24 protein-coding genes are annotated in these 19,317 nt (G+C 62.6%); 13 read left to right on the top strand and 11 right to left on the bottom strand.

Annotated features, from left to right (window positions below; translation table 11 throughout):
• The first annotated feature begins 145 nt into the window (after window positions 1–145).
• Both CW360_RS05295 and sfsA read left to right on the top strand, forming a co-directional pair.
• Window positions 146–1,327 (top strand): pyridoxal phosphate-dependent aminotransferase, encoded by a 1,182-nt coding sequence (locus CW360_RS05295; protein ID WP_101192979.1) that lies wholly within the window; start codon window positions 146–148, stop codon window positions 1,325–1,327.
• Window positions 1,317–2,027 (top strand): DNA/RNA nuclease SfsA, encoded by a 711-nt coding sequence (gene sfsA / locus CW360_RS05290; protein WP_093985156.1) that lies wholly within the window; start codon window positions 1,317–1,319, stop codon window positions 2,025–2,027. Before CW360_RS05295 ends, sfsA begins: the two co-directional genes overlap by 11 nt.
• A gap of 11 nt (window positions 2,028–2,038) precedes the next feature.
• Here the strand turns inward: sfsA and yjgA are convergent, their stop codons facing one another.
• Window positions 2,039–2,560, bottom strand: a complete 522-nt coding sequence (gene yjgA / locus CW360_RS05285) for a ribosome biogenesis factor YjgA (protein ID WP_101192978.1) — start codon at window positions 2,558–2,560, stop codon at window positions 2,039–2,041.
• Window positions 2,561–2,644: 84 nt separating this feature from the next.
• On the opposite strand from yjgA, the gene pmbA reads away from it, so the two are divergent.
• Entirely contained in the window at window positions 2,645–3,991 is a 1,347-nt protein-coding gene (gene pmbA / locus CW360_RS05280; RefSeq protein WP_101192977.1) for a metalloprotease PmbA, read from the top strand.
• Between the two features lie 102 nt (window positions 3,992–4,093).
• Here the strand turns inward: pmbA and CW360_RS05275 are convergent, their stop codons facing one another.
• The 10 genes from CW360_RS05275 to CW360_RS05230 all read right to left on the bottom strand — a co-directional run bounded on the left by CW360_RS05275 (window position 4,094) and on the right by CW360_RS05230 (window position 11,066).
• Window positions 4,094–4,366, bottom strand: coding sequence for an HPr family phosphocarrier protein (locus tag CW360_RS05275; protein ID WP_101192976.1), 273 nt, complete (start codon window positions 4,364–4,366; stop codon window positions 4,094–4,096).
• A gap of 10 nt (window positions 4,367–4,376) precedes the next feature.
• Window positions 4,377–5,234, bottom strand: coding sequence for an RNase adapter RapZ (rapZ, locus tag CW360_RS05270; protein WP_101192975.1), 858 nt, complete (start codon window positions 5,232–5,234; stop codon window positions 4,377–4,379).
• Window positions 5,235–5,242: 8 nt separating this feature from the next.
• On the bottom strand, window positions 5,243–5,707 hold the full coding sequence (gene ptsN, locus CW360_RS05265) for a PTS IIA-like nitrogen regulatory protein PtsN (RefSeq protein ID WP_093985151.1): 465 nt from the start codon (window positions 5,705–5,707) through the stop codon (window positions 5,243–5,245).
• 4 nt (window positions 5,708–5,711) lie between these two features.
• On the bottom strand, window positions 5,712–6,020 hold the full coding sequence (gene hpf / locus CW360_RS05260; protein ID WP_093985150.1) for a ribosome hibernation-promoting factor, HPF/YfiA family: 309 nt from the start codon (window positions 6,018–6,020) through the stop codon (window positions 5,712–5,714).
• Window positions 6,021–6,119: 99 nt separating this feature from the next.
• Window positions 6,120–7,610: an RNA polymerase factor sigma-54 gene (locus CW360_RS05255; protein ID WP_093985149.1), complete on the bottom strand. Its 1,491-nt coding sequence runs from the start codon at window positions 7,608–7,610 to the stop codon at window positions 6,120–6,122.
• 137 nt (window positions 7,611–7,747) lie between these two features.
• Window positions 7,748–8,473, bottom strand: a complete 726-nt coding sequence (gene lptB, locus CW360_RS05250) for an LPS export ABC transporter ATP-binding protein (protein WP_093985148.1) — start codon at window positions 8,471–8,473, stop codon at window positions 7,748–7,750.
• Window positions 8,473–9,003: a lipopolysaccharide transport periplasmic protein LptA gene (gene lptA / locus CW360_RS05245; protein WP_093985147.1), complete on the bottom strand. Its 531-nt coding sequence runs from the start codon at window positions 9,001–9,003 to the stop codon at window positions 8,473–8,475. The genes lptB and lptA overlap by 1 nt, the downstream gene beginning before the upstream one ends.
• Window positions 8,990–9,568, bottom strand: coding sequence for an LPS export ABC transporter periplasmic protein LptC (gene lptC / locus CW360_RS05240; protein WP_101192974.1), 579 nt, complete (start codon window positions 9,566–9,568; stop codon window positions 8,990–8,992). Before lptC ends, lptA begins: the two co-directional genes overlap by 14 nt.
• Window positions 9,565–10,089 carry a KdsC family phosphatase gene (locus CW360_RS05235; protein ID WP_093985145.1) on the bottom strand — a complete coding sequence of 175 codons (525 nt, stop codon included), beginning with the start codon at window positions 10,087–10,089 and terminating at the stop codon, window positions 9,565–9,567. Before CW360_RS05235 ends, lptC begins: the two co-directional genes overlap by 4 nt.
• A gap of 2 nt (window positions 10,090–10,091) precedes the next feature.
• Window positions 10,092–11,066 (bottom strand): KpsF/GutQ family sugar-phosphate isomerase, encoded by a 975-nt coding sequence (locus tag CW360_RS05230; protein WP_101192973.1) that lies wholly within the window; start codon window positions 11,064–11,066, stop codon window positions 10,092–10,094.
• Between the two features lie 243 nt (window positions 11,067–11,309).
• Between CW360_RS05230 and CW360_RS05225 the strand changes: the two genes are divergently transcribed.
• From CW360_RS05225 to hisC, 10 genes are all read left to right on the top strand, one after another.
• Entirely contained in the window at window positions 11,310–12,122 is an 813-nt protein-coding gene (locus tag CW360_RS05225) for an ATP-binding cassette domain-containing protein (protein ID WP_101192972.1), read from the top strand.
• Window positions 12,119–12,916 carry a lipid asymmetry maintenance ABC transporter permease subunit MlaE gene (gene mlaE / locus CW360_RS05220; protein WP_093985142.1) on the top strand — a complete coding sequence of 266 codons (798 nt, stop codon included), beginning with the start codon at window positions 12,119–12,121 and terminating at the stop codon, window positions 12,914–12,916. The genes CW360_RS05225 and mlaE overlap by 4 nt, the downstream gene beginning before the upstream one ends.
• Complete coding sequence (mlaD, locus tag CW360_RS05215) at window positions 12,916–13,383, top strand: outer membrane lipid asymmetry maintenance protein MlaD (RefSeq protein WP_093985141.1); 468 nt, start codon at window positions 12,916–12,918, stop codon at window positions 13,381–13,383. Before mlaE ends, mlaD begins: the two co-directional genes overlap by 1 nt.
• 31 nt (window positions 13,384–13,414) lie before the next feature.
• Complete coding sequence (locus tag CW360_RS05210) at window positions 13,415–14,053, top strand: MlaC/ttg2D family ABC transporter substrate-binding protein (RefSeq protein ID WP_093985140.1); 639 nt, start codon at window positions 13,415–13,417, stop codon at window positions 14,051–14,053.
• Complete coding sequence (locus CW360_RS05205; protein WP_093985139.1) at window positions 14,050–14,358, top strand: STAS domain-containing protein; 309 nt, start codon at window positions 14,050–14,052, stop codon at window positions 14,356–14,358. The genes CW360_RS05210 and CW360_RS05205 overlap by 4 nt, the downstream gene beginning before the upstream one ends.
• Before the next feature lie 91 nt (window positions 14,359–14,449).
• A complete protein-coding gene (locus CW360_RS05200) occupies window positions 14,450–14,689 on the top strand; it encodes a BolA family protein (RefSeq protein ID WP_093985138.1) in 240 nt (79 codons plus the stop codon).
• A gap of 25 nt (window positions 14,690–14,714) precedes the next feature.
• Window positions 14,715–15,980, top strand: coding sequence for a UDP-N-acetylglucosamine 1-carboxyvinyltransferase (murA, locus tag CW360_RS05195; RefSeq protein ID WP_093985137.1), 1,266 nt, complete (start codon window positions 14,715–14,717; stop codon window positions 15,978–15,980).
• Window positions 15,981–16,044: 64 nt separating this feature from the next.
• Window positions 16,045–16,677, top strand: coding sequence for an ATP phosphoribosyltransferase (gene hisG, locus CW360_RS05190; RefSeq protein ID WP_101192971.1), 633 nt, complete (start codon window positions 16,045–16,047; stop codon window positions 16,675–16,677).
• Between the two features lie 131 nt (window positions 16,678–16,808).
• Window positions 16,809–18,119, top strand: coding sequence for a histidinol dehydrogenase (gene hisD / locus CW360_RS05185; RefSeq protein ID WP_101192970.1), 1,311 nt, complete (start codon window positions 16,809–16,811; stop codon window positions 18,117–18,119).
• A gap of 106 nt (window positions 18,120–18,225) precedes the next feature.
• Window positions 18,226–19,278, top strand: coding sequence for a histidinol-phosphate transaminase (hisC, locus tag CW360_RS05180; protein ID WP_101192969.1), 1,053 nt, complete (start codon window positions 18,226–18,228; stop codon window positions 19,276–19,278).
• The last annotated feature ends 39 nt before the right edge of the window (window positions 19,279–19,317 follow it).

The following is a 19,317-nucleotide window of genomic DNA, read 5'->3' as shown; positions in this document are numbered from 1 at the left end:
CCTTGCTCGCGGTGCGAGCCCTGCGGCTGCGAGCGGGCGAACTTACCAGAAGCCTAGCAACGATGCCACTCCCGCATGTCGCACGTGCTGCCGCTTTGGCAGGCCTTGGGTACAATCGCGTGTTTTATCCTTGAAGGATAGGCCAATGGCCCGGATTTACAGTGCGCGCAGTCGCGCCATCGAACCTTTCCATGTCATGGCGCTGTTGGCGCGTGCCAACCAGTTGCAGGCGGCCGGGCATGATGTGATCCATCTGGAGATCGGCGAGCCGGACTTTTCCACGGCCGAGCCGATTGTGCGTGCCGGCCAGGCGGCGCTGGCCGCCGGGCACACCCGCTACACCGCGGCCCGCGGCCTGCCGGCGCTGCGCGAAGCAATTGCCGGTTTCTATGCGCAGCGCTACGGGGTGTCGGTCGACGCCGAACGCATCCTGATTACTCCCGGTGGCAGCGGTGCCTTGTTGCTGGCTGCTGCCTTGCTGGTTGATCCGGGCAAACACTGGCTGCTGGCTGATCCGGGCTATCCCTGCAACCGGCACTTCCTGCGGCTGGTCGAAGCGAGTGCGCAACTGGTGCCGGTCGGTCCGCAGCAGCGCTACCAGCTGGATGCAGACAGCGTGGCACAGTACTGGAACGCCGACAGCGTCGGGGCTCTGGTTGCTTCGCCCGCCAACCCGACCGGCACCCTGTTGCAGGCAAACGAGCTGGCCGCGCTGTCCGGCGCGCTGAAAGCGCGTGGCGGGCATCTGGTGGTGGATGAGATTTATCACGGCCTGACCTACGGCTGCACGGCCGATACGGTGTTGCAGGTGGATGACCAGGCGTTTGTCCTCAACAGCTTTTCCAAGTATTTCGGCATGACCGGCTGGCGTCTCGGCTGGCTGGTGGCGCCTGACGATGCGCTGGGTGAGTTGGAGAAGCTGGCGCAAAACCTCTATATCAGCGCGCCGAGCATCGCCCAATATGCGGCGCTGGCCTGCTTCAGCGATGAAAGCCAGGCGATTTTCGAGCAGCGTCGCCAGGCCTTTGCCGAGCGCCGCGACTACTTGCTGCCTGCGTTGCGCGAGCTGGGTTTTGCCATCGCGGTAGAACCGCAGGGCGCGTTCTATCTGTATGCCGATGTTTCGGCCTTCACCGACGATGCCTTTGCCTTCTGCCGCTATTTTCTCGAAGAGCAGCATGTGGCTTTTACCCCGGGGCTGGATTTTGGCCAGCACCTGGCGAGCCGGCATGTGCGTTTTGCCTATACGCAAAGCCTGCCGCGTCTGGAACAGGCGGTCGAGCGGATTGCCCGCGGTCTGCGTCAGTGGTCAGGTCATGCACTTTGATCCGCCCTTGCAGGAAGCGCGCCTGCTGCGCCGTTACAAGCGCTTCCTGGCCGATGTCGAGACGCCGCAAGGCGAGTTGCTGACCATCCACTGCGCCAACACCGGCTCGATGCTCAACTGCCAGGGCGAAGGTGCTCGTTTGTGGTTCAGTCGCTCGCAGGACCCCCGACGCAAACTGCCGGGCACCTGGGAACTGGTGGAAACCCCGCAGGGGCGCCTGGCCTGTGTGAATACCGCGCGCGCCAATGCGCTGGTGGAGGAGGCGCTGCTGCAGGGGGTGATCAGTGAGCTGGCAGGCTTCACCCGGCTGCGTCGTGAAGTGCCGTTTGGCGAGGAAAACAGCCGCGTGGACTTTTGTCTGGACTACCCCGGCGGGCCGGCCTATGTCGAGGTGAAGAGCGTCACCCTGGGCTTTGCCAACAGCCCGTTGGCGGCTTTTCCCGATGCGCGCAGCGTGCGGGCCTGCAAGCATCTGCGCGAGCTGGCGCGTCTGGCTCAGCAAGGCGTACGGGCTGTGCAGCTGTACTGTGTCAACCTCAGCGGGGTCGATGCTGTGCGGGTCGCCGAGGAAATTGATCCCGCGTATGCCGCCGAGTGCCGCCGCGCGCGGGACGCCGGGGTCGAGTTCCTGGCCTATGCCAGCCACCTGGATGTACAGGGTGTCTGGCTGCGCGAGTCTCTGCCGGTGTCCTGCGCTTAGGCTGGGGGCCTTCAGCGCAAGCCGCGCTGGCGCTCGTCGAGTTCGCGGATGTACTTGAAGACCTTGCGTGCGGCGGCCGGTGGCTTGTTGTGGGCCGCTTCATGCTGGGCATGGCGGATCAGCCCGCGCAGGTGCTGGCGGTCGGTGTCCGGGTAGTCGCTGACGAACTGTTCGAGGGTCTGGTCATCGCCATTGAGCAGGCGGTCACGCCAGCGCTCCAGGGCATGGAAGCGTTCGTTGTATTCGCGGGTGGAGGCGTCCAGCTGGTCAACCAGCGCGCGAATCGCCTCGACATCGGCGCTGCGCATCAGTTTGCCGATGTATTGCAGGTGGCGTTTGCGGGCAATATGCGCATGGTGCTTGGGGGCGTCGAGCAATGCCTTGTGCAGGGCGTCGCTGAGTGGCAACTTGGCCAGCATGTCGGGCGTCAGGGTGGTCAGGCGCGCGCCCAGCTCCTGCAGTTCGTGCAGTTCGCGCTTGATCTGGGATTTGCTCTTCTCGCCAGAGAAGTCGTCATCGAAAAATTCGGCCATGGGCAGGGTCCAGTGGGAAACCTGCCCATGATAACCAGTCCGGCAGCGCTTGTCCGAGCGACTGCCGGGTAGTGGAGTAAGGCAATGAGTGCAGTGCAAGGGGTAGGGCCGCAAGCTCAGCAACAGCTGGCCGAGCAGGTCGAACAGATTATCGATGAAGCGCGCCGGCAGGGCGCCAGTGCCTGCGAGGTGGCGGTGTCGCTGGAGCAGGGGCTGACCACCAGTGTACGCCAGGGTGAGGTGGAGACCGTTGAGTTCAATCGTGACCAGGGCTTTGGCATTACCCTCTATCTAGGGCAGCGCAAAGGCTCGGCGAGCACCTCGGCCAGCGGCACAGAGGCCATTCGCGAAACCGTGGCCGCCGCGCTGGCGATTGCCCAGCATGCCAGCGAGGATGACTGCGCTGGCCTGGCCGACGCGGCGTTGATGGCCCGCGAGCTGCCCGACCTGGATCTTTACCATCCCTGGTCGATCGAGCCTGAGCAGGCCATCGAGCTGGCCCTGCAGTGCGAGGCCGCAGCGTTTGCCCATGATCCGCGCATCCGCAATGCCGATGGCAGCAGCTTGTCCAGTCACCAGGGCTGCCGGGTCTATGGCAACAGTCACGGCTTCATCGGCGGCTACACCAGCAGCCGGCACAGCCTGAGCTGCGTGATGATTGCCGAGCAGGCCGGGCAGATGCAGCGTGACTACTGGTATGACTTGAACCGTCGCGCTGAGCGCCTGGAAAGCCCCGAGCTGATTGGTCGGCGTGCTGCTGAACGGGCGGTTCGGCGTCTGGGTGCGCGTTCGGTGCCGACCTGCGAGGTGCCGGTGCTGTTTGCCGCCGAATTGGCTGGTGGCCTGTTTGGTCATCTGCTGGCGGCGATTTCCGGTGGCAACCTGTACCGGCGCTCCTCGTTCCTGGTGGATGCATTGGGCCAGACGCTGTTCCCTGAGTGGATGACCATCGATGAACGCCCGCGGCTGCCGGGTGGACTGGCCAGTGCGGCGTTTGACGGCGATGGTCTGGCCACCTACGACAAGGCGTTCATTGCGCAGGGCCGTCTGGTCTCCTACGTGCTGGGTACCTACTCCGGGCGCAAGCTGGGCATGCCCAGCACCGCCAATGCGGGCGGTGTGCACAACCTGTTCGTCAGCCATGGCACGGATGACCAGGCCGCGCTGCTGCGGCAGATGGGGCGTGGCCTGCTGGTCACCGAGCTGATGGGGCAGGGCGTGAACTTGGTGACCGGTGACTATTCGCGGGGAGCGGCAGGCTTCTGGGTGGAAAACGGCGAGATCCAGTTCCCCGTCGAGGAAGTGACGATCGCCGGAAACCTGCGCGATATGTTCCGCCAGATAGTCGCGGTGGGCGCTGATCTGGAGTGGCGCGGCAATGTGCGTAGCGGTTCGCTGCTGATCGAACGGATGACCGTGGCGGGCAGTTAAGAGCAGGGTGCAAACACCAGCCCTGCACTGCACATCGCGGCGGGGCTTGGTTGCTCAGGCGGGCCGTGGACGGGCCGTTGATGTGCTGGCGACGTGCAGTCGCTATTCGCCTTCCTCGAAGAAGTCCTCGATCAGCGCGCACAGCGCGTCCAGCGCTTCTTCGGCCTGTTCGCCTTCACCATGCAGGCGCAGCGCGGTGCCCTTGCCGGCCGCCAGCATCATTACCGACATGATGCTCTTGCCATCCACCAGGCTGCTGTCGCAGCGCCCCAGGCGAATCTGGCAGGGGAAGCGATTGGCCACGCCGACGAACTTGGCCGCGGCGCGGGCATGCAGGCCGAGCTTGTTGATGATGGTGATGTCGCGCGCGGGCATGGGCTGGTCCTTAGTGCAGATCGCGATGGCGAATTTGCACGTTCTTCAGCAGTGGACGCAAGGCTTGTCCGAGGCGTTCGGCCAGGTAGACCGAGCGGTGTTGGCCGCCAGTGCAACCAATAGCCACGGTGACATAGGCGCGATTGCTTGCGGCAAAGCGTGGCAGCCACTTGTGCAGGTAGGCCAGCAGGTCGTTAAGCATTTCGCCGACATCGCTCTGCGCGGCCAGGTATTCCTGTACGCCCTGATCCAGTCCGGACTGGGCGCGCAGTTCAGGCTTCCAGTAGGGGTTGGGTAGGCAGCGCACATCGAATACCAGGTCGGCATCCACGGGGGCACCGCGCTTGAAGCCAAAGGACTCGATCAGGAATGCGGTGCCGGGCTCGGGGGTGTTGAGCAGACGCAGCTTGAGAATGTCGCGCAGCTGATAGAGGTTCAGCTGGGTAGTATCGATACGCAAGTCGGCCAGGTCGGCAATACTGCCGAGCAGGACCTTCTCGTCGGCAATAGCCTCGCCCAGTGAGCGCTGGTCGTTGGTCAGCGGGTGGCGGCGCCGGGTTTCGGAAAAGCGCTTGAGCAGGGTCTCGTCCGCAGCATCCAGATACAGGACATGGCATTGGATATGCCGGGCGCGTACGTCAGCCAGGAGTTCGGGAAAGCGTTGCAACTGGCTGGGCATGTTGCGCGCATCGATGGATACGGCGACCCGTGGATGCATCAGTTCGGTATGCAGCAGAGCGCGTTCGGCCAATTCCGGCAGCAACGCCGCCGGCAGGTTGTCGATGCAGTAGAAACCATGGTCTTCCAGCACGTCCAGTGCCGTACTCTTGCCCGAGCCGGAGCGGCCGCTGACGATGATCAGCTGCATGGCCAGGCTTAACTGCCGCTCTGCACGGCCAGTACCACCTGCAACAGGGCCTCGTTGCTGTCGGCCTGGCGCAGGCGCTCCCGCACGTCGGCGCGATCGAGCATGCTGGCGATCTGTCGGAGTAGTTCCAGGTGTTCGTCGGTAGCTGCTTCAGGAACCAGCAGGACAAACAGCAGATCCACCGGGGCGCCGTCGATGGCGTCGAAATCCACGGGGGCATCCAGGCGCAACACGGCGCTCAGTGGCTGGCTGCAACCGGGCAGACGACAGTGGGGGATGGCGATGCCGTTGCCAAAGCCGGTCGAGCCAAGCTTCTCGCGGGCAATCAGGCTTTCAAAGATTTGTTGTGCATCCAGGTCGGGCAGGTCGCGGGCAATCAGCTGAGCGATCTGTTCGAGGACGCGTTTCTTGCTGCCGCCCGGCACGTTCACCAGGGAACGGCCGGGGGTCAGGATATTTTCGAGACGGATCATGGGATCAGCGGACGGTTGCGCCCTGCTGGCGGTCGAGGTGCTTTTCCTTGTGCTTGATCAGCTGGCGGTCCAGTTTGTCAGCCAGCAGATCAATGGCCGCGTACATGTCTTCATGCTCGGCGTTGGCGACGACTTCGCCGCCGGCGATGTGCAGGGTGGCTTCGATTTTCTGCTTGAGCTTCTCGACCTCAAGGATGATCTGCACGTTGGTGATCTTGTCGAAATGGCGCTCCAGACGGCTGAGTTTCTCGCCGATGTAGTCGCGCAGGGCGTCGGTCACATCCAGTTGGTGTCCACTGATGTTGACTTGCATACCGCTTCTCCTTGTTGCCCGGTGGGTAGTGACAGGCTAGCTCAGCCGTCGGGGTAATTACTTGGCCTGAATCAATTTCCGGCCGTTGTCTGAGTGTGTTCAGAGTAGCCGCTTGCGTTCGCTGGAGGGTGCAATACCCAGTGACTCGCGGTATTTGGCCACTGTGCGGCGGGCTACCTGAATGCCTTGTGCTTCCAGTAGACCAGCGATCTTGCTGTCGCTCAATGGCTTTTTGCTGTTCTCCGCCGCCACCAGTTTCTTGATGATGGCACGTATTGCAGTGGATGAGCATTCGCCGCCTGCTGCCGTGCTCACATGGCTGGAGAAGAAGTATTTCAGTTCGTAAATGCCCCGTGGGGTGTGCATGTATTTCTGCGTGGTGACTCGCGAAATGGTTGACTCGTGCATGCCCACTGCTTCGGCAATGTCATGCAGCACCAGCGGCTTCATGGCCTCGTCACCGTAGTCGAGGAAGCCGCGTTGGTGTTCGACGATCTGGGTCGCCACCTTCATGAGGGTTTCATTGCGGCTCTGCAGGCTTTTGATGAACCAGCGGGCTTCCTGCAGCTGGTTGCGCATGAAGGTGTTGTCGGCGCTGGAGTCGGCGCGGCGAACGAAACCGGCGTATTGCGGGTTGACGCGCAGGCGTGGCATGGCCTCCTGGTTAAGTTCGACCAGCCAGCGCTCATTGTCCTTGCGCACGATGATATCGGGCACGATGTATTCGGGTTCGCTGCTTTCGATCTGTGCGCCGGGGCGTGGGTTGAGGCGCTGGATCAGTTCGACGACCTGGCGCAGTTCGTCTTCCTTGAGGCGCAGGCGCCGTCCCAGTGCGGCATAGTCACGGCTGCCCAGCAGGTCAAGATGTTCCTCGACCAGGCGTTTGGCTTCTTCCAGCCAGGCGGTTTGCGCAGGCAGTTGACGCAGTTGCAGCAGCAGGCACTCACGCAGATCGCGTGCGCCAATACCGGCGGGCTCGAATTGCTGGATGCGGTGCAGAACGGCCTCGATCTCGTCGAGTTCGACATCCAGTTCGGGATCGAAGGCTTCGAGGACTTCTTCAAGGGTTTCCTCAAGGTAACCCTGGGGGTTCATGCAATCGATCAGGGTGACCGCGATCAGCCGGTCCTTGTCGCTCATCGGCGCCAGATTGAGCTGCCAGAGCAGATGGCTGTGCAGGCTTTCGCCGCTGCTGGTGCGGCTGGTGAAGTCCCATTCGTCGTCATCATTGCTCGGCAGGCTACTGGCGCTGGTCTGGTAGACATCTTCCCAGGCGGTATCGACCGGCAGTTCGCTGGGAATGCGCTCGTGCCACTCACCTTCTTCGAGCTGTGCTTCGTGTTGTTCGCTGCTGGTACTGGCAATTTCCTGCGGGCTGGTCAGGGTCAGGCTGTCGCCTTCGGCCAGCGGGTCGCTGTTGTCGAAGTCTTCGCCTTCTTCCTGGCGTTCGAGCATCGGGTTGGATTCCAGCGCTTCCTGGATTTCCTGCTGCAGGTCCAGTGTCGAGAGCTGAAGCAGGCGAATGGCTTGTTGCAGCTGCGGTGTCATCGTCAGCTGCTGGCCCATCTTGAGTACGAGCGATGGTTTCATAGCAGGGGGCTAGCACCTTGTTTGCCGGCGCCTTCGCGCCATCCACTACAGGGCGCCTTGAGGCGCCGCCAGGAAGCAAGATATATGCCTGATTTTTTGCGCTTTGCCTAGCAGGCCGTTGCCTGCGAGGCGCGGCTTTATAAGCGGAACTCGTGGCCGAGGTAGACTTCCTTGACGTGCTGGTTGGCCAGAATGGCTTCAGCGTTACCTTCGGCAATCAGTCGCCCTTCGCTGACAATATAGGCGGTTTCACAGATGTCGAGGGTCTCGCGGACATTGTGGTCGGTGATCAGGATGCCGATGCCGCGATTCTTCAGGTGGTGGATGATCTGCTTGATATCGCCCACCGAGATGGGGTCGACACCGGCAAAGGGTTCGTCGAGCAGGATGAACTTGGGTTCGGTGGCCAGGGCGCGGGCAATTTCCACGCGGCGCCGTTCGCCGCCGGACAGGCTCATGCCCAGGCTGTCACGAATGTGGTGAATATGGAACTCCTGCAGGAGGTCCTCCAGGGCCTGGCGGCGACCGGCGCGATCGAGGTCCTTGCGGGTTTCCAGGATCGCCATGATGTTGTCGGCAACGCTCAGCTTGCGAAAGATCGAGGCCTCCTGGGGCAGGTAGCCGATGCCGGCACGGGCGCGGCCATGCATGGGCTGGTGGCTGAGATCCTGCTGATCGATGAGGATGCGCCCCTGATCAGCCTGTACCAGGCCAACGATCATGTAGAAGCAGGTGGTTTTGCCGGCGCCGTTGGGGCCGAGCAGGCCGACGATCTGCCCGCTGTCGATGCTGAGGCTGACGTCGCGAACCACCTGGCGGCCTTTGTAGCTCTTGGCCAGGTGCTGAGCTTGGAGAGTTGCCATTATTGGGCCTGGTTCTTGCGCGGTTGCAGGATCATGTCGATGCGCGGACGCGGCGTGCTGATGGCATTGCCGCTGGCACGACCGGCGTTGACGATCTGGCGGCGCGTGTCATAGACGATTTTTTCGCCCTCGAAGGTGTTGCCCTGCTGCACGACCTTGGCCTGATCGATAAGGATGATCCGTTCGTTGGCGGCAAAGTACTGGATAGTGCGGCCGTAGGCCTTGACGATGTCCTTGTCGACGGCCGGCTTTTGTTCGTAGTAGGCGCGATTGCCGACCGCCGTGAACACTTCGATATCACCATTCTTGTCTTGGGTGATGGTCACTGTGTCGCCGGTGATCTTCAGGGTGCCCTGGGTGATCACCACGCTGCCGCGGTAAACGGCTACACCCTGGCGTTCGTCCAGTTCGGCACTGTCGGCCTGCACGCGGATGGGTTGCTCGCGATCGCTGGGCAGGGCCATGGCGACGCTGCTGGCGCAGGCCAGGGCGAGCGAAAAAAACAGGGGGATTGGGTTATCGAACCTCATGCTGGCCTCTTACGTTGGACAGCAGGTGCATCCGGCTGTCTTGCAGGTACGCTTTCATTCCTTGTGCCGTGGTCACCCCGTTGGCGGCGTCGATTCTAACGGCTTGCCGGGTTTCGGCATATTCCTTGTCGGGAAAAACCGTCAGCCGGCTGGTGGTCAGCAGGGTCGGGCGGCCGCGTGCGTCGGTACGGGCAATGCGTACATTGTCGATCAGTTCCACCTCGCTGCCGTCGCCCTTGGCTTCGCCGCGGGTGCTTTGTACATGCCAGGGATGTGGGTTGCCGCGGTATAGCAGCAGGTCGGGCTGCTCGACCAGGGTTAGTTCGCTGCGCTGCAGGTGCTCCAGGCGCGGGGCCTGCAGGCGGTAGTCGAGGGTGCCGTCGGCCTGGTACTGCACGGTTTCCGTGCCGATGATGTAGAAGTCCACCTGCTCGGCGCTGCTGGTGTTGGCGGTCCGGGCCAGGAAGGTTTCCGGTCGGATGTTCCAGTAGCCCAGCGCCAGCAGACCGATAAGCACCGGCAAGCCCAACAGGGCCAGGCGCAGGTTTTTGTTCGGTCGTTTCACAGGTAGGCCGCCTGTGCCTGTTCGAGGGTGCCCTGGGCGCGCATGATCAGTTCGCAGAACTCGCGTGCGGCGCCCGCGCCGCCGGCGGCACTGGTAATGCCGTGAGCGTGCTGGCGTACGAAGGCATCGGCGCTGGCTACGGCCATGCCCAGGCCCACCCGGCGGATCACCGGCAGGTCGGGCAGGTCGTCGCCGAGGTAGGCAACTTCCTCGTAACCCAGGCCCAGTTCGCCGAGCAGCTGCTCCAGTACCACCAGTTTGTCCTCACGCCCCTGGATGAGGTGTTGGATGCCCAGGTTGGCGGCGCGTCGTTCAACCACTGGCGAACTGCGTCCGCTGATGATCGCGGTTTGTACGCCGCTGGCGATCAGCATCTTGATGCCGTGGCCGTCCAGTGTGTTGAACGTCTTGAATTCACTGCCGTCGGCCAGGAAATACAGGCGCCCATCGGTCAGCACGCCGTCGACGTCGAAAATGGCCAGGCGTACGGCCTTGGCGCGTTGCAGCAGGGCATTGCTCATGTTCAGAGAACTCCGGCACGTAACAGGTCGTGCATGTTCAGGGCGCCCACCGGACGGTCGTTACCGTCGACTACCACCAGGGCGTTGATCTTGTGGTCTTCCATGATTTTCAAGGCTTCCGCGGCGAGCATCTCGGGGCGAGCGGTCTTGCCGTGCGGGGTCATCACCTCGTCGATTGCCGCGCTGCGCAGATCAATGCCCTTGTCCAGGGTGCGACGCAGGTCGCCATCGGTGAAGACGCCGGCCAAACGGCCGTCACCTTCAAGAATTACCGTCATGCCCAGTCCCTTGCGGGTCATTTCCAGCAGGGCTTCACGCAGCGAGGTGCCGCGGGCGACGCAAGGCAGGCGCTCGCCGCTGTGCATGACGTGCTCAACCTTGAGCAGCAGGCGCCGACCCAAGGCTCCGCCGGGATGCGAGAAGGCGAAGTCTTCGGCGGTGAAACCGCGTGCCTCGAGCAGGGCAATGGCCAGGGCATCGCCGAGCACCAGGCTGACCGTGGTAGAGGCGGTGGGTGCCAGGTTCAGCGGGCAGGCTTCCTGCTCGACGCTAGCGTCAAGGTTGACTTCCGCGGCCTGTGCCAGCGGAGAGGCGCTATTGCCGGTCATGCTGATCAGGGTGATGCCCATGCGCTTGATCAGTGGTAGCAGCGTGACGATTTCCGAGGTGCTGCCCGAGTTGGACAGAGCCAGCACCAGGTCATCACGGGTGATCATGCCCATGTCGCCGTGACTGGCCTCGGCGGGATGCACGAAGAAGGCGGGGGTGCCGGTGCTGGCCAGGGTGGCGGCGATCTTGTTGCCGATATGCCCGGACTTGCCCATGCCGACCACGACCACGCGGCCCTTGCAGGCGAGGATCAGCTCGCAGGCACGGGTGAAGTCGCCGTTGAGGCGGGCACGCAGGCTGTCGATGGCTTGGCGTTCCAGGTCGATGGTGCGTTGCGCGGAGTGCAGCAGGGTGCGTGTGTCGGTCATGGGCGTAACAGCTGGCAACAAAAGATGCAGAGTATACCGCCAAAGCCCGGTATGCCTGCCAGTGCCTGTGTCGCAGGCTGTGTGCTGCAGATGCTGCCGGATGTTGCCGGATGTTGCCGGATGTTGCCGGATGTTGCCAGGTTGGGGTGCGCGGGGGGGCGGTGGTATAGTGCGCGGCCAATTCGCCGGGGCGCGAGATGCCGGCCCGGCCAGCGACAGGACGAGGGTCGCCAAGGAGAGATGATGAGCGTCGATAATGCCTATGCCGTCGAACTGAAAGGACTGACCTTTCGGCGCGGTGCGCGCACCATTTTCGACAAGGTGGATATCCGTATCCCGCGTGGCAAGGTCACCGGGATCATGGGGCCGTCCGGTTGCGGCAAGACCACCTTGCTGCGCCTGATTGCGGCACAGTTGCGCCCACATGCCGGCGAGGTATGGGTGAACCAGTGCAACCTGCCGCAACTGTCGCGTAGCGAGCTGTTTCACATGCGCAAGCAGTTCGGTGTGCTGTTCCAGAGCGGCGCGCTGTTTACCGATCTCAATGTATTCGAGAACGTGGCCTTTCCGCTGCGGGTGCATACGCGCCTGCCGGAGGAAATGATCCGCGACATCGTGTTGATGAAGTTGCAGGCGGTGGGCTTGCGAGGTGCCGTGGAACTGATGCCGGACGAATTGTCTGGCGGTATGAAGCGTCGTGTGGCACTGGCTCGGGCGATTGCTCTGGATCCGCAGATTCTCATGTATGACGAACCGTTCGTCGGTCAAGACCCGATTGCCATGGGGGTGCTGGTGCGCCTGATCCGGTTGCTCAACGATGCGCTGGGAATTACCAGCATCGTGGTGTCCCATGATCTCGCCGAGACGGCGAGCATTGCCGACTATATCTATGTGGTCGGTGATGCACGGGTGTTGGGGCATGGCACGCCGGCGGAGCTAATGGCCTCGCAGGATCCGCAGATTCGCCAGTTCATGCAAGGGATTCCTGATGGGCCGGTGCCTTTCCATTTTCCCGCCGTGGATTATCGGACCGACTTGCTGGGAGGTGCGCAATGAAGCGCCGCAGCCTGTTGGAACGGGTGCGTCTGCTCGGCGTCAGTGGCCTGGCGGTGCTGCAGGCCATGGGGCGTGCCGTGCTGTTCCTCGGCCATGCGCTGATCGGTCGCAGCGGTACGCGCAATGGTTTTGCCCTGTTGGTCAAGCAGCTGTATGGCGTGGGCGTGCTGTCTCTGCCGATCATCATCGTCGCCGGCGTTTTCATCGGCATGGTGCTGGCCCTGCAGGGCTATAGCATTCTGGTTGACTACGGTTCGGCGCAGGCCGTCGGGCAGATGGTCGCGCTGACTCTGCTGCGTGAGCTGGGGCCGGTGGTCACCGGCCTGCTGTTTGCCGGGCGTGCCGGTTCGGCGCTGACCGCGGAAATCGGCAACATGAAGTCCACCGAGCAGATTTCCAGCCTGGAGATGATCGGCGTCGATCCGCTCAAGTACATCATCGCGCCGCGTCTGTGGGCCGGCTTCATTTCCATGCCGCTGCTCGCCGCCATTTTCAGTGTGGTGGGAATCTGGGGAGGCGCCATGGTCGCGATCGACTGGCTGGGTGTGTATGAGGGCTCGTTTTGGGCCAACATGCAGAACAGTGTCAGCTTCTATGACGATGTGCTCAATGGCGTGATCAAGAGCGTGGTGTTTGCCTTCGTGGTGACCTGGATTGCGGTATTCCAGGGCTATGACTGCGAACCCACCTCGGAAGGTATCAGTCGTGCCACTACCCGTACCGTGGTCTATGCCTCGCTTGCCGTGCTGGGACTGGACTTCATCCTGACTGCCCTGATGTTTGGAGACTTCTGATGCAAAACCGCACCCTGGAAATCGGTGTCGGCCTGTTCCTGCTGGCCGGACTGCTGGCGTTGTTGCTGCTGGCCCTGCGGGTCAGCGGGCTGACGGTCAGCCCGAGCGCCGAGACCTATCGCATACAGGCCTATTTCGACAACATCTCCGGCCTGACTGTACGGGCCAAGGTCACCATGGCCGGCGTGGTGGTCGGCAAGGTCACGGCCATCGATCTGGATCGTGACAGCTACATGGGGCGTGTGACTCTGGAGATCGATAAGCGCGTCGATAACCTGCCGGTCGACTCGACGGCTTCGATTCTTACTGCGGGCCTGCTCGGCGAGAAGTACATCGGCCTGAGCGTAGGGGGTGAAGAAGAGGTTTTGGTGGACGGCAGTACCATCCACGACACCCAGTCGGCCCTGGTTCTCGAAGACCTGATCGGTAAGTTCATGCTCAATTCGGTCAACAAAGACAGCGAGTGATGGCGGCGCGGGCTGCCTGGAGGAAAAACAGATGTTCAGTCGTGTTCGTCAACTGGCCCTGGGGCTGCTGCTGGCCCTGCCGCTGAGCGCCCTGGCAATGCCGGCTGCACAGCAGGTTGTGCAGCAGACCACCGACACCCTGCTGGCTGACCTGAAGGCTAACAAGGTGCAGTACAAGGCTGATCCGGCGGCGTTCTACGCCAGCCTGGAACGCATTCTGGGCCCGGTGGTCGATGTGCAGGGAATTGCCCGTGGGGTGATGACTGTGCGCTACAGCCGGCGCGCCAGTGCCGAGCAGTTGCAGCGTTTCGAGGAAGAGTTCAAACGCAGCCTGATGCAGTTCTACGGCAATGCCCTGCTTGAGTACGACAACCAGGATATTCGCGTGCTACCGGTGGCCAATGCCCAGGATGCCCAGCGCAGCACGGTAAACATGGAGATTCGCGATGCCCGCGGCACGGTCTACCCGCTGTCCTACACCATGGTGCGCCTGGATGAGCAATGGAAGCTGCGCAACATGGTGATCAATGGCATCAACGTCGGCAAACTGTTCCGTGACCAGTTTGCGCAAAGCATGCAAAGCAATCGCAACGACCTGGACAAGACCATTGCCGGCTGGGCCGAGCTGGTGGCGCGCTCCCGCCAGGGCGAGCAGGCTGCAGCGCAATGAGTGAGGCCCAGGTCAATCTGCAGGGTAACTGCCTGAGCCTGAGCGGTGTGCTCGACTATACCAGCGGGCCGCAGTTGCGCGAGCAGGGCGGGCGCTTGTTGCGAGGGCTGGCTGGCGAGCAGCTGCAGATCGACTGTCAGGCCGTCAGCAAGTCGAGTAGTGTCGGTCTGGCGTTGTTGCTGGCCTTCATGCGTGACGCTCAGGCGCAGGGCAAGACGGTACGCATTGTCGGCCTGCCCGAGGACATGCGGCAGATTGCCGAGGTCTGTGCGCTGGATGAATGCTTGCCGCTGGGCGACAGCTGAGGTTTCGCCGGCGCGGGGCTTTTTGTATGATGGCCGGCTCCGAGAGGGGCCGTAGTCGGCTCCTTGGTTACCCGCTCGAATGAGGACGCCCATGCAGGCTGTTGAAGTGAAGCGCCTTCTTGAAGAGAAGATGGCCAATACCCAAGTCGAGATCGAAGGTGAAGGCTGCAACTTCCAGCTCAACCTGATCAGTGACGAACTGGCAGCCCTGAGCCCGGTCAAGCGCCAGCAACAGGTATATGCCCATCTCAATCACTGGATTGCCGATGGCAGCATTCATGCCGTCAACATGAAATTCTTCTCCCGCGCCGATTGGGCGCAACGCACCTGAGCGCCCGGCGGGCCAGAGACCCTATATGGACAAGTTGATCATTACCGGCGGCACACGCCTGGACGGTGAAATCCGTATTTCCGGCGCGAAGAACGCCGCGCTGCCGATCCTGGCAGCTACCCTGCTGGCCGATACGCCGGTAACGGTCGGCAACCTGCCGCACCTGCATGACATCACCACCATGATCGAGCTGTTCGGTCGCATGGGGGTGCAGCCGGTGATCGACGAAAAGCTCAATGTCGAGGTGGATGCCAGCACCATCACCACGCTGGTGGCACCTTACGAGCTGGTCAAGACCATGCGCGCCTCGATCCTCGTGCTGGGGCCGATGGTGGCACGCTTTGGTGAAGCCGAAGTGGCCCTGCCGGGCGGCTGCGCGATTGGCTCGCGTCCGGTCGACCTGCACATTCGCGGCCTCGAAGCGATGGGCGCGAAGATTGATGTGGAAGGCGGCTATATCAAGGCCAAGGCCCCTGAGGGTGGCCTGCGCGGCGCGCACTTCTTCTTCGATATCGTCAGCGTGACCGGTACCGAGAACATCATGATGGCAGCAGCCCTGGCCAAGGGTCGCAGTGTGCTGGAAAATGCCGCGCGCGAGCCGGAAGTGGTCGACCTGGCCAACTTCCTCAATGCCATGGGCGCCAAGGTCAGTGGTGCCGGCACCGATACCATTACCATCGATGGCGTCGAGCGCCTGGGTGGCGGGCGTTACAACGTGATGCCTGACCGCATCGAGACCGGCACCTATCTGGTGGCGGCGGCGGCTACCGGTGGACGCGTCAAGCTCAAGGATACCGATCCGACCATCCTCGAAGCGGTACTCGCCAAGCTGCAGGAAGCCGGTGCGGAAATCACCAGCGGCAAGGACTGGATCGAGCTGGACATGAAGGGCAAGCGTCCGCGTGCGGTCAACCTGCGTACCGCACCCTATCCGGCCTTCCCGACTGACATGCAGGCGCAGTTCATTGCCCTCAATGCGGTCGCCGAGGGGACGGGTACCGTGATCGAGACCGTCTTCGAGAACCGCTTCATGCATGTCTATGAAATGAACCGCATGGGCGCGCAGATTCTCGTTGAAGGCAATACCGCGGTGGTCACGGGCGTGCCGAGCCTGAAAGGGGCTCCGGTGATGGCTACCGACCTGCGGGCATCGGCCAGTCTGGTGATTGCTGCGCTGGTAGCCGAAGGCGAGACGCTGATCGACCGCATCTACCACATCGACCGTGGCTACGAGTGCATCGAGGAAAAACTGCAGCAGCTGGGCGCGAAGATTCGCCGCGTGCCGGGCTGATTAGCCAACCCTTACTGCCTGCCCGGCTTAGCGCCGGGCTGCCCGTTGCCAAGGAATTCGCTGCATGCTGACCATCGCCCTGTCCAAAGGCCGTATTCTCGACGACACCCTGCCGTTGCTGGCGGCGGCGGGTATCGCGCCGACCGAGAATCCGGAAAAGAGCCGGAAGCTGATCATTCCCACCACGCTGGAGGATGTGCGCCTGTTGATCGTGCGCGCCACCGACGTCCCGACCTATGTCGAGCACGGTGCCGCGGATATCGGCGTGGCCGGCAAGGATGTGCTGATGGAGTACGGTGGCCAGCTGTACGAACCGCTGGACCTGCGCATTGCCCAGTGCAAACTGATGACCGCCGGTAAGGTGGGCGCTGCCGAACCCAAGGGGCGCCTGCGCGTGGCCACCAAGTTCGTCAACGTTGCCAAGCGTTACTATGCCGAACAGGGGCGCCAGGTAGACATCATCAAGCTGTATGGCTCGATGGAGCTGGCGCCGCTGGTCGGCCTGGCCGACAAGATCATCGATGTCGTGGATACCGGAAACACCCTGCGTGCCAATGGCCTGGAGCCCCAGGAATTGATTGCCACCATCAGCTCGCGGCTGATCGTCAACAAGGCGGCGATGAAGATGCAGCATGCGCGCATCCAGGCACTGATCGAGACCCTGCGCGAGGCGGTCGAGGCGCGACATCTGGGCTGACTTTTCGCACGGCACTGCGCTGCCCGTGCATATCCCGGCCCTATCCGTGTCATAGAGACTTTTCTCGGGCGTCCAGGCGGAGGGCTTGCTAGTCTAGCGACGCCCGAGTATTTGCCATCAAGAGGCTCGTCATGACTGCACCTACCGCTATTCGCCGACTCAATGCCGCTGACCAGGACTTTGCCCAGCATCTGGATCATCTGCTGAGTTGGGAGAGCGTTTCGGACGACGCGGTCAACCAGCGCGTGCTGGAGATCATTCAGACGGTACGCGTGCGTGGCGATGCCGCGCTCGTCGACTTTACCCGGCAGTTCGATGGCCTGGACGTCGCCAGCATGGCCGAGCTGATCCTGCCACGTGAGCGTCTGGAGCTGGCGCTGACGCGGATCAGCAGCGAGCAGCGTGCGGCTCTGGAAAAAGCCGCCGAGCGCGTGCGGGTATACCACGAGCGGCAGAAACAGGACTCCTGGAGTTACACCGAAGCCGACGGCACCGTACTGGGGCAGAAGGTCACTCCGCTGGATCGCGCCGGCCTGTATGTGCCGGGTGGCAAGGCCTCCTATCCCTCGTCGGTGCTGATGAATGCCATTCCGGCCAAGGTGGCCGGGGTGCCGGAAGTGGTCATGGTGGTGCCGACGCCGCGTGGCGAGGTCAATGAACTGGTACTGGCCGCCGCCTGTATCGCCGGTGTCGACCGGGTCTTCACCATCGGTGGGGCGCAGGCGGTTGCTGCGCTGGCCTACGGCACCGAGAGCGTGCCGCCGGTGGACAAGATTGTCGGTCCGGGCAATATCTATGTGGCGACTGCCAAGCGCCACGTGTTCGGCAAGGTCGGTATCGACATGATCGCCGGCCCGTCGGAGATTCTCGTGGTCTGCGATGGGCAGACCGACCCGGACTGGATCGCCATGGACCTGTTTTCCCAGGCTGAACATGATGAGGATGCCCAGTCGATCCTGGTCAGCCCGGATGCAGCGTTCCTCGACCGCGTAGAGCAGAGCATCGAACGCCTGCTGCCGACTCTGGAGCGCGAGGCGATAGCACGTACTTCGCTGCAGGGGCGCGGCGCGCTGATTCAGGTCGCCGATATGGCCCAGGCTATCGAGGTGGCCAACCGTATCGCTCCCGAGCACCTGGAGCTGTCGGTAGAGAACCCCGGGCAATACCTGGCGCAGATCCGCCATGCCGGTGCCATTTTCATGGGGCGCTACACCGCCGAAGCACTGGGCGACTACTGTGCCGGGCCCAACCACGTGCTGCCGACCTCCGGTACTGCGCGCTATTCCTCGCCGCTGGGTGTGTATGACTTCCAGAAGCGCTCGTCGATCATCCATTGCTCGGCTGACGGCGCCTCGGAACTGGGCAAGGTGGCGTCGGTGTTGGCGCGTGGTGAGTCGCTGACCGCGCATGCGCGCAGTGCCGAATACCGCATCAAGGGCTGAAAAGCCGATAAAAGCGCCGGGGGCTGAAGGTTGGACGAGGTACATGCTGCTTTCGTCCAGCCTCCAGCCTCCTGCCTCCAGCGATTTTTAGAGGAGAGAAGGGCAGATGAGCAAATTCTGGAGCCCCTTCGTCAAGGACCTAGTGCCCTATGTGCCGGGCGAGCAGCCCAAGCTGAGCAAGCTGGTCAAGCTCAATACCAACGAGAATCCCTATGGGCCTTCGCCCAAGGCGATTGCCGCCATGCAGGCCGAACTGAACGATGACCTGCGCCTGTATCCTGACCCGAATGGCGAGCGCCTCAAGCAGGCGGTGGCCGACTACTACGGGGTGAGCAGCAAGCAGGTGTTCGTCGGCAACGGCTCCGACGAGGTGTTGGCGCATGCCTTCCATGGCCTGTTCCAGCATGGCCAACCCTTGCTGTTCCCGGATATCAGCTACAGCTTCTACCCGGTGTATTGCGGTCTGTACGGCATCGACTTTGTGCGGGTGCCTCTGGATGAACAGTTCCAGATCCGCGTGGAAGATTACGCTCGGCCCAATGGCGGGATTATCTTCCCCAACCCCAACGCCCCGACTGGCCGGGTCTTGGCGCTGCAGGCCATCGAACAGCTGCTCAAGGCCAATCCGCACAGTGTGGTGCTGGTGGATGAGGCCTATATCGATTTCGGGGGCGAAACGGCAATCAGCCTGGTCGATCAGTACCCCAATCTGCTGGTCACCCAGACCCTGTCCAAGTCGCGTTCCCTGGCCGGGTTGCGGGTTGGCCTGGCAGTGGGGCATGCCGATCTGATTGAGGCGCTGGAGCGGATCAAGAACAGCTTCAATTCCTATCCGCTGGATCGCCTGGCGATTGCCGGCGCTGCGGCGGCGTTCGAGGACAAGGCGTACTTCCAGCAGACCTGCCGGCAGGTGATCGATAGCCGCGAGCGCGTGGTGGCCGGGTTGCAGCAGCTGGGATTCGAGGTATTGCCGTCCGCAGCCAACTTCGTGTTTGCCCGCCATCCGCACAAGGAAGCCGCCCAGCTGGCCGCCGGCCTGCGCGAGCAGGGGGTGATCGTGCGTCACTTCAAACAGCCGCGCATCGAGCAGTTCCTGCGCATCAGCATCGGTGACGAGGCGCAGAACAGCGCGCTGCTGGACGCCCTGCGCGGGCTCTGAAAGCAGGTATTAAAAAGCCTCTGTCAGGTTGCCCTGGCA

Origin of the sequence: Pseudomonas fluvialis, from assembly GCF_002835605.1 — a bacterium.
In the GTDB taxonomy this organism is placed as follows: domain Bacteria; phylum Pseudomonadota; class Gammaproteobacteria; order Pseudomonadales; family Pseudomonadaceae; genus Aquipseudomonas; species Aquipseudomonas fluvialis.
Note: the sequence above shows the minus strand (reverse complement) of the source record. Positions and strands in the feature narration are given on the sequence as shown.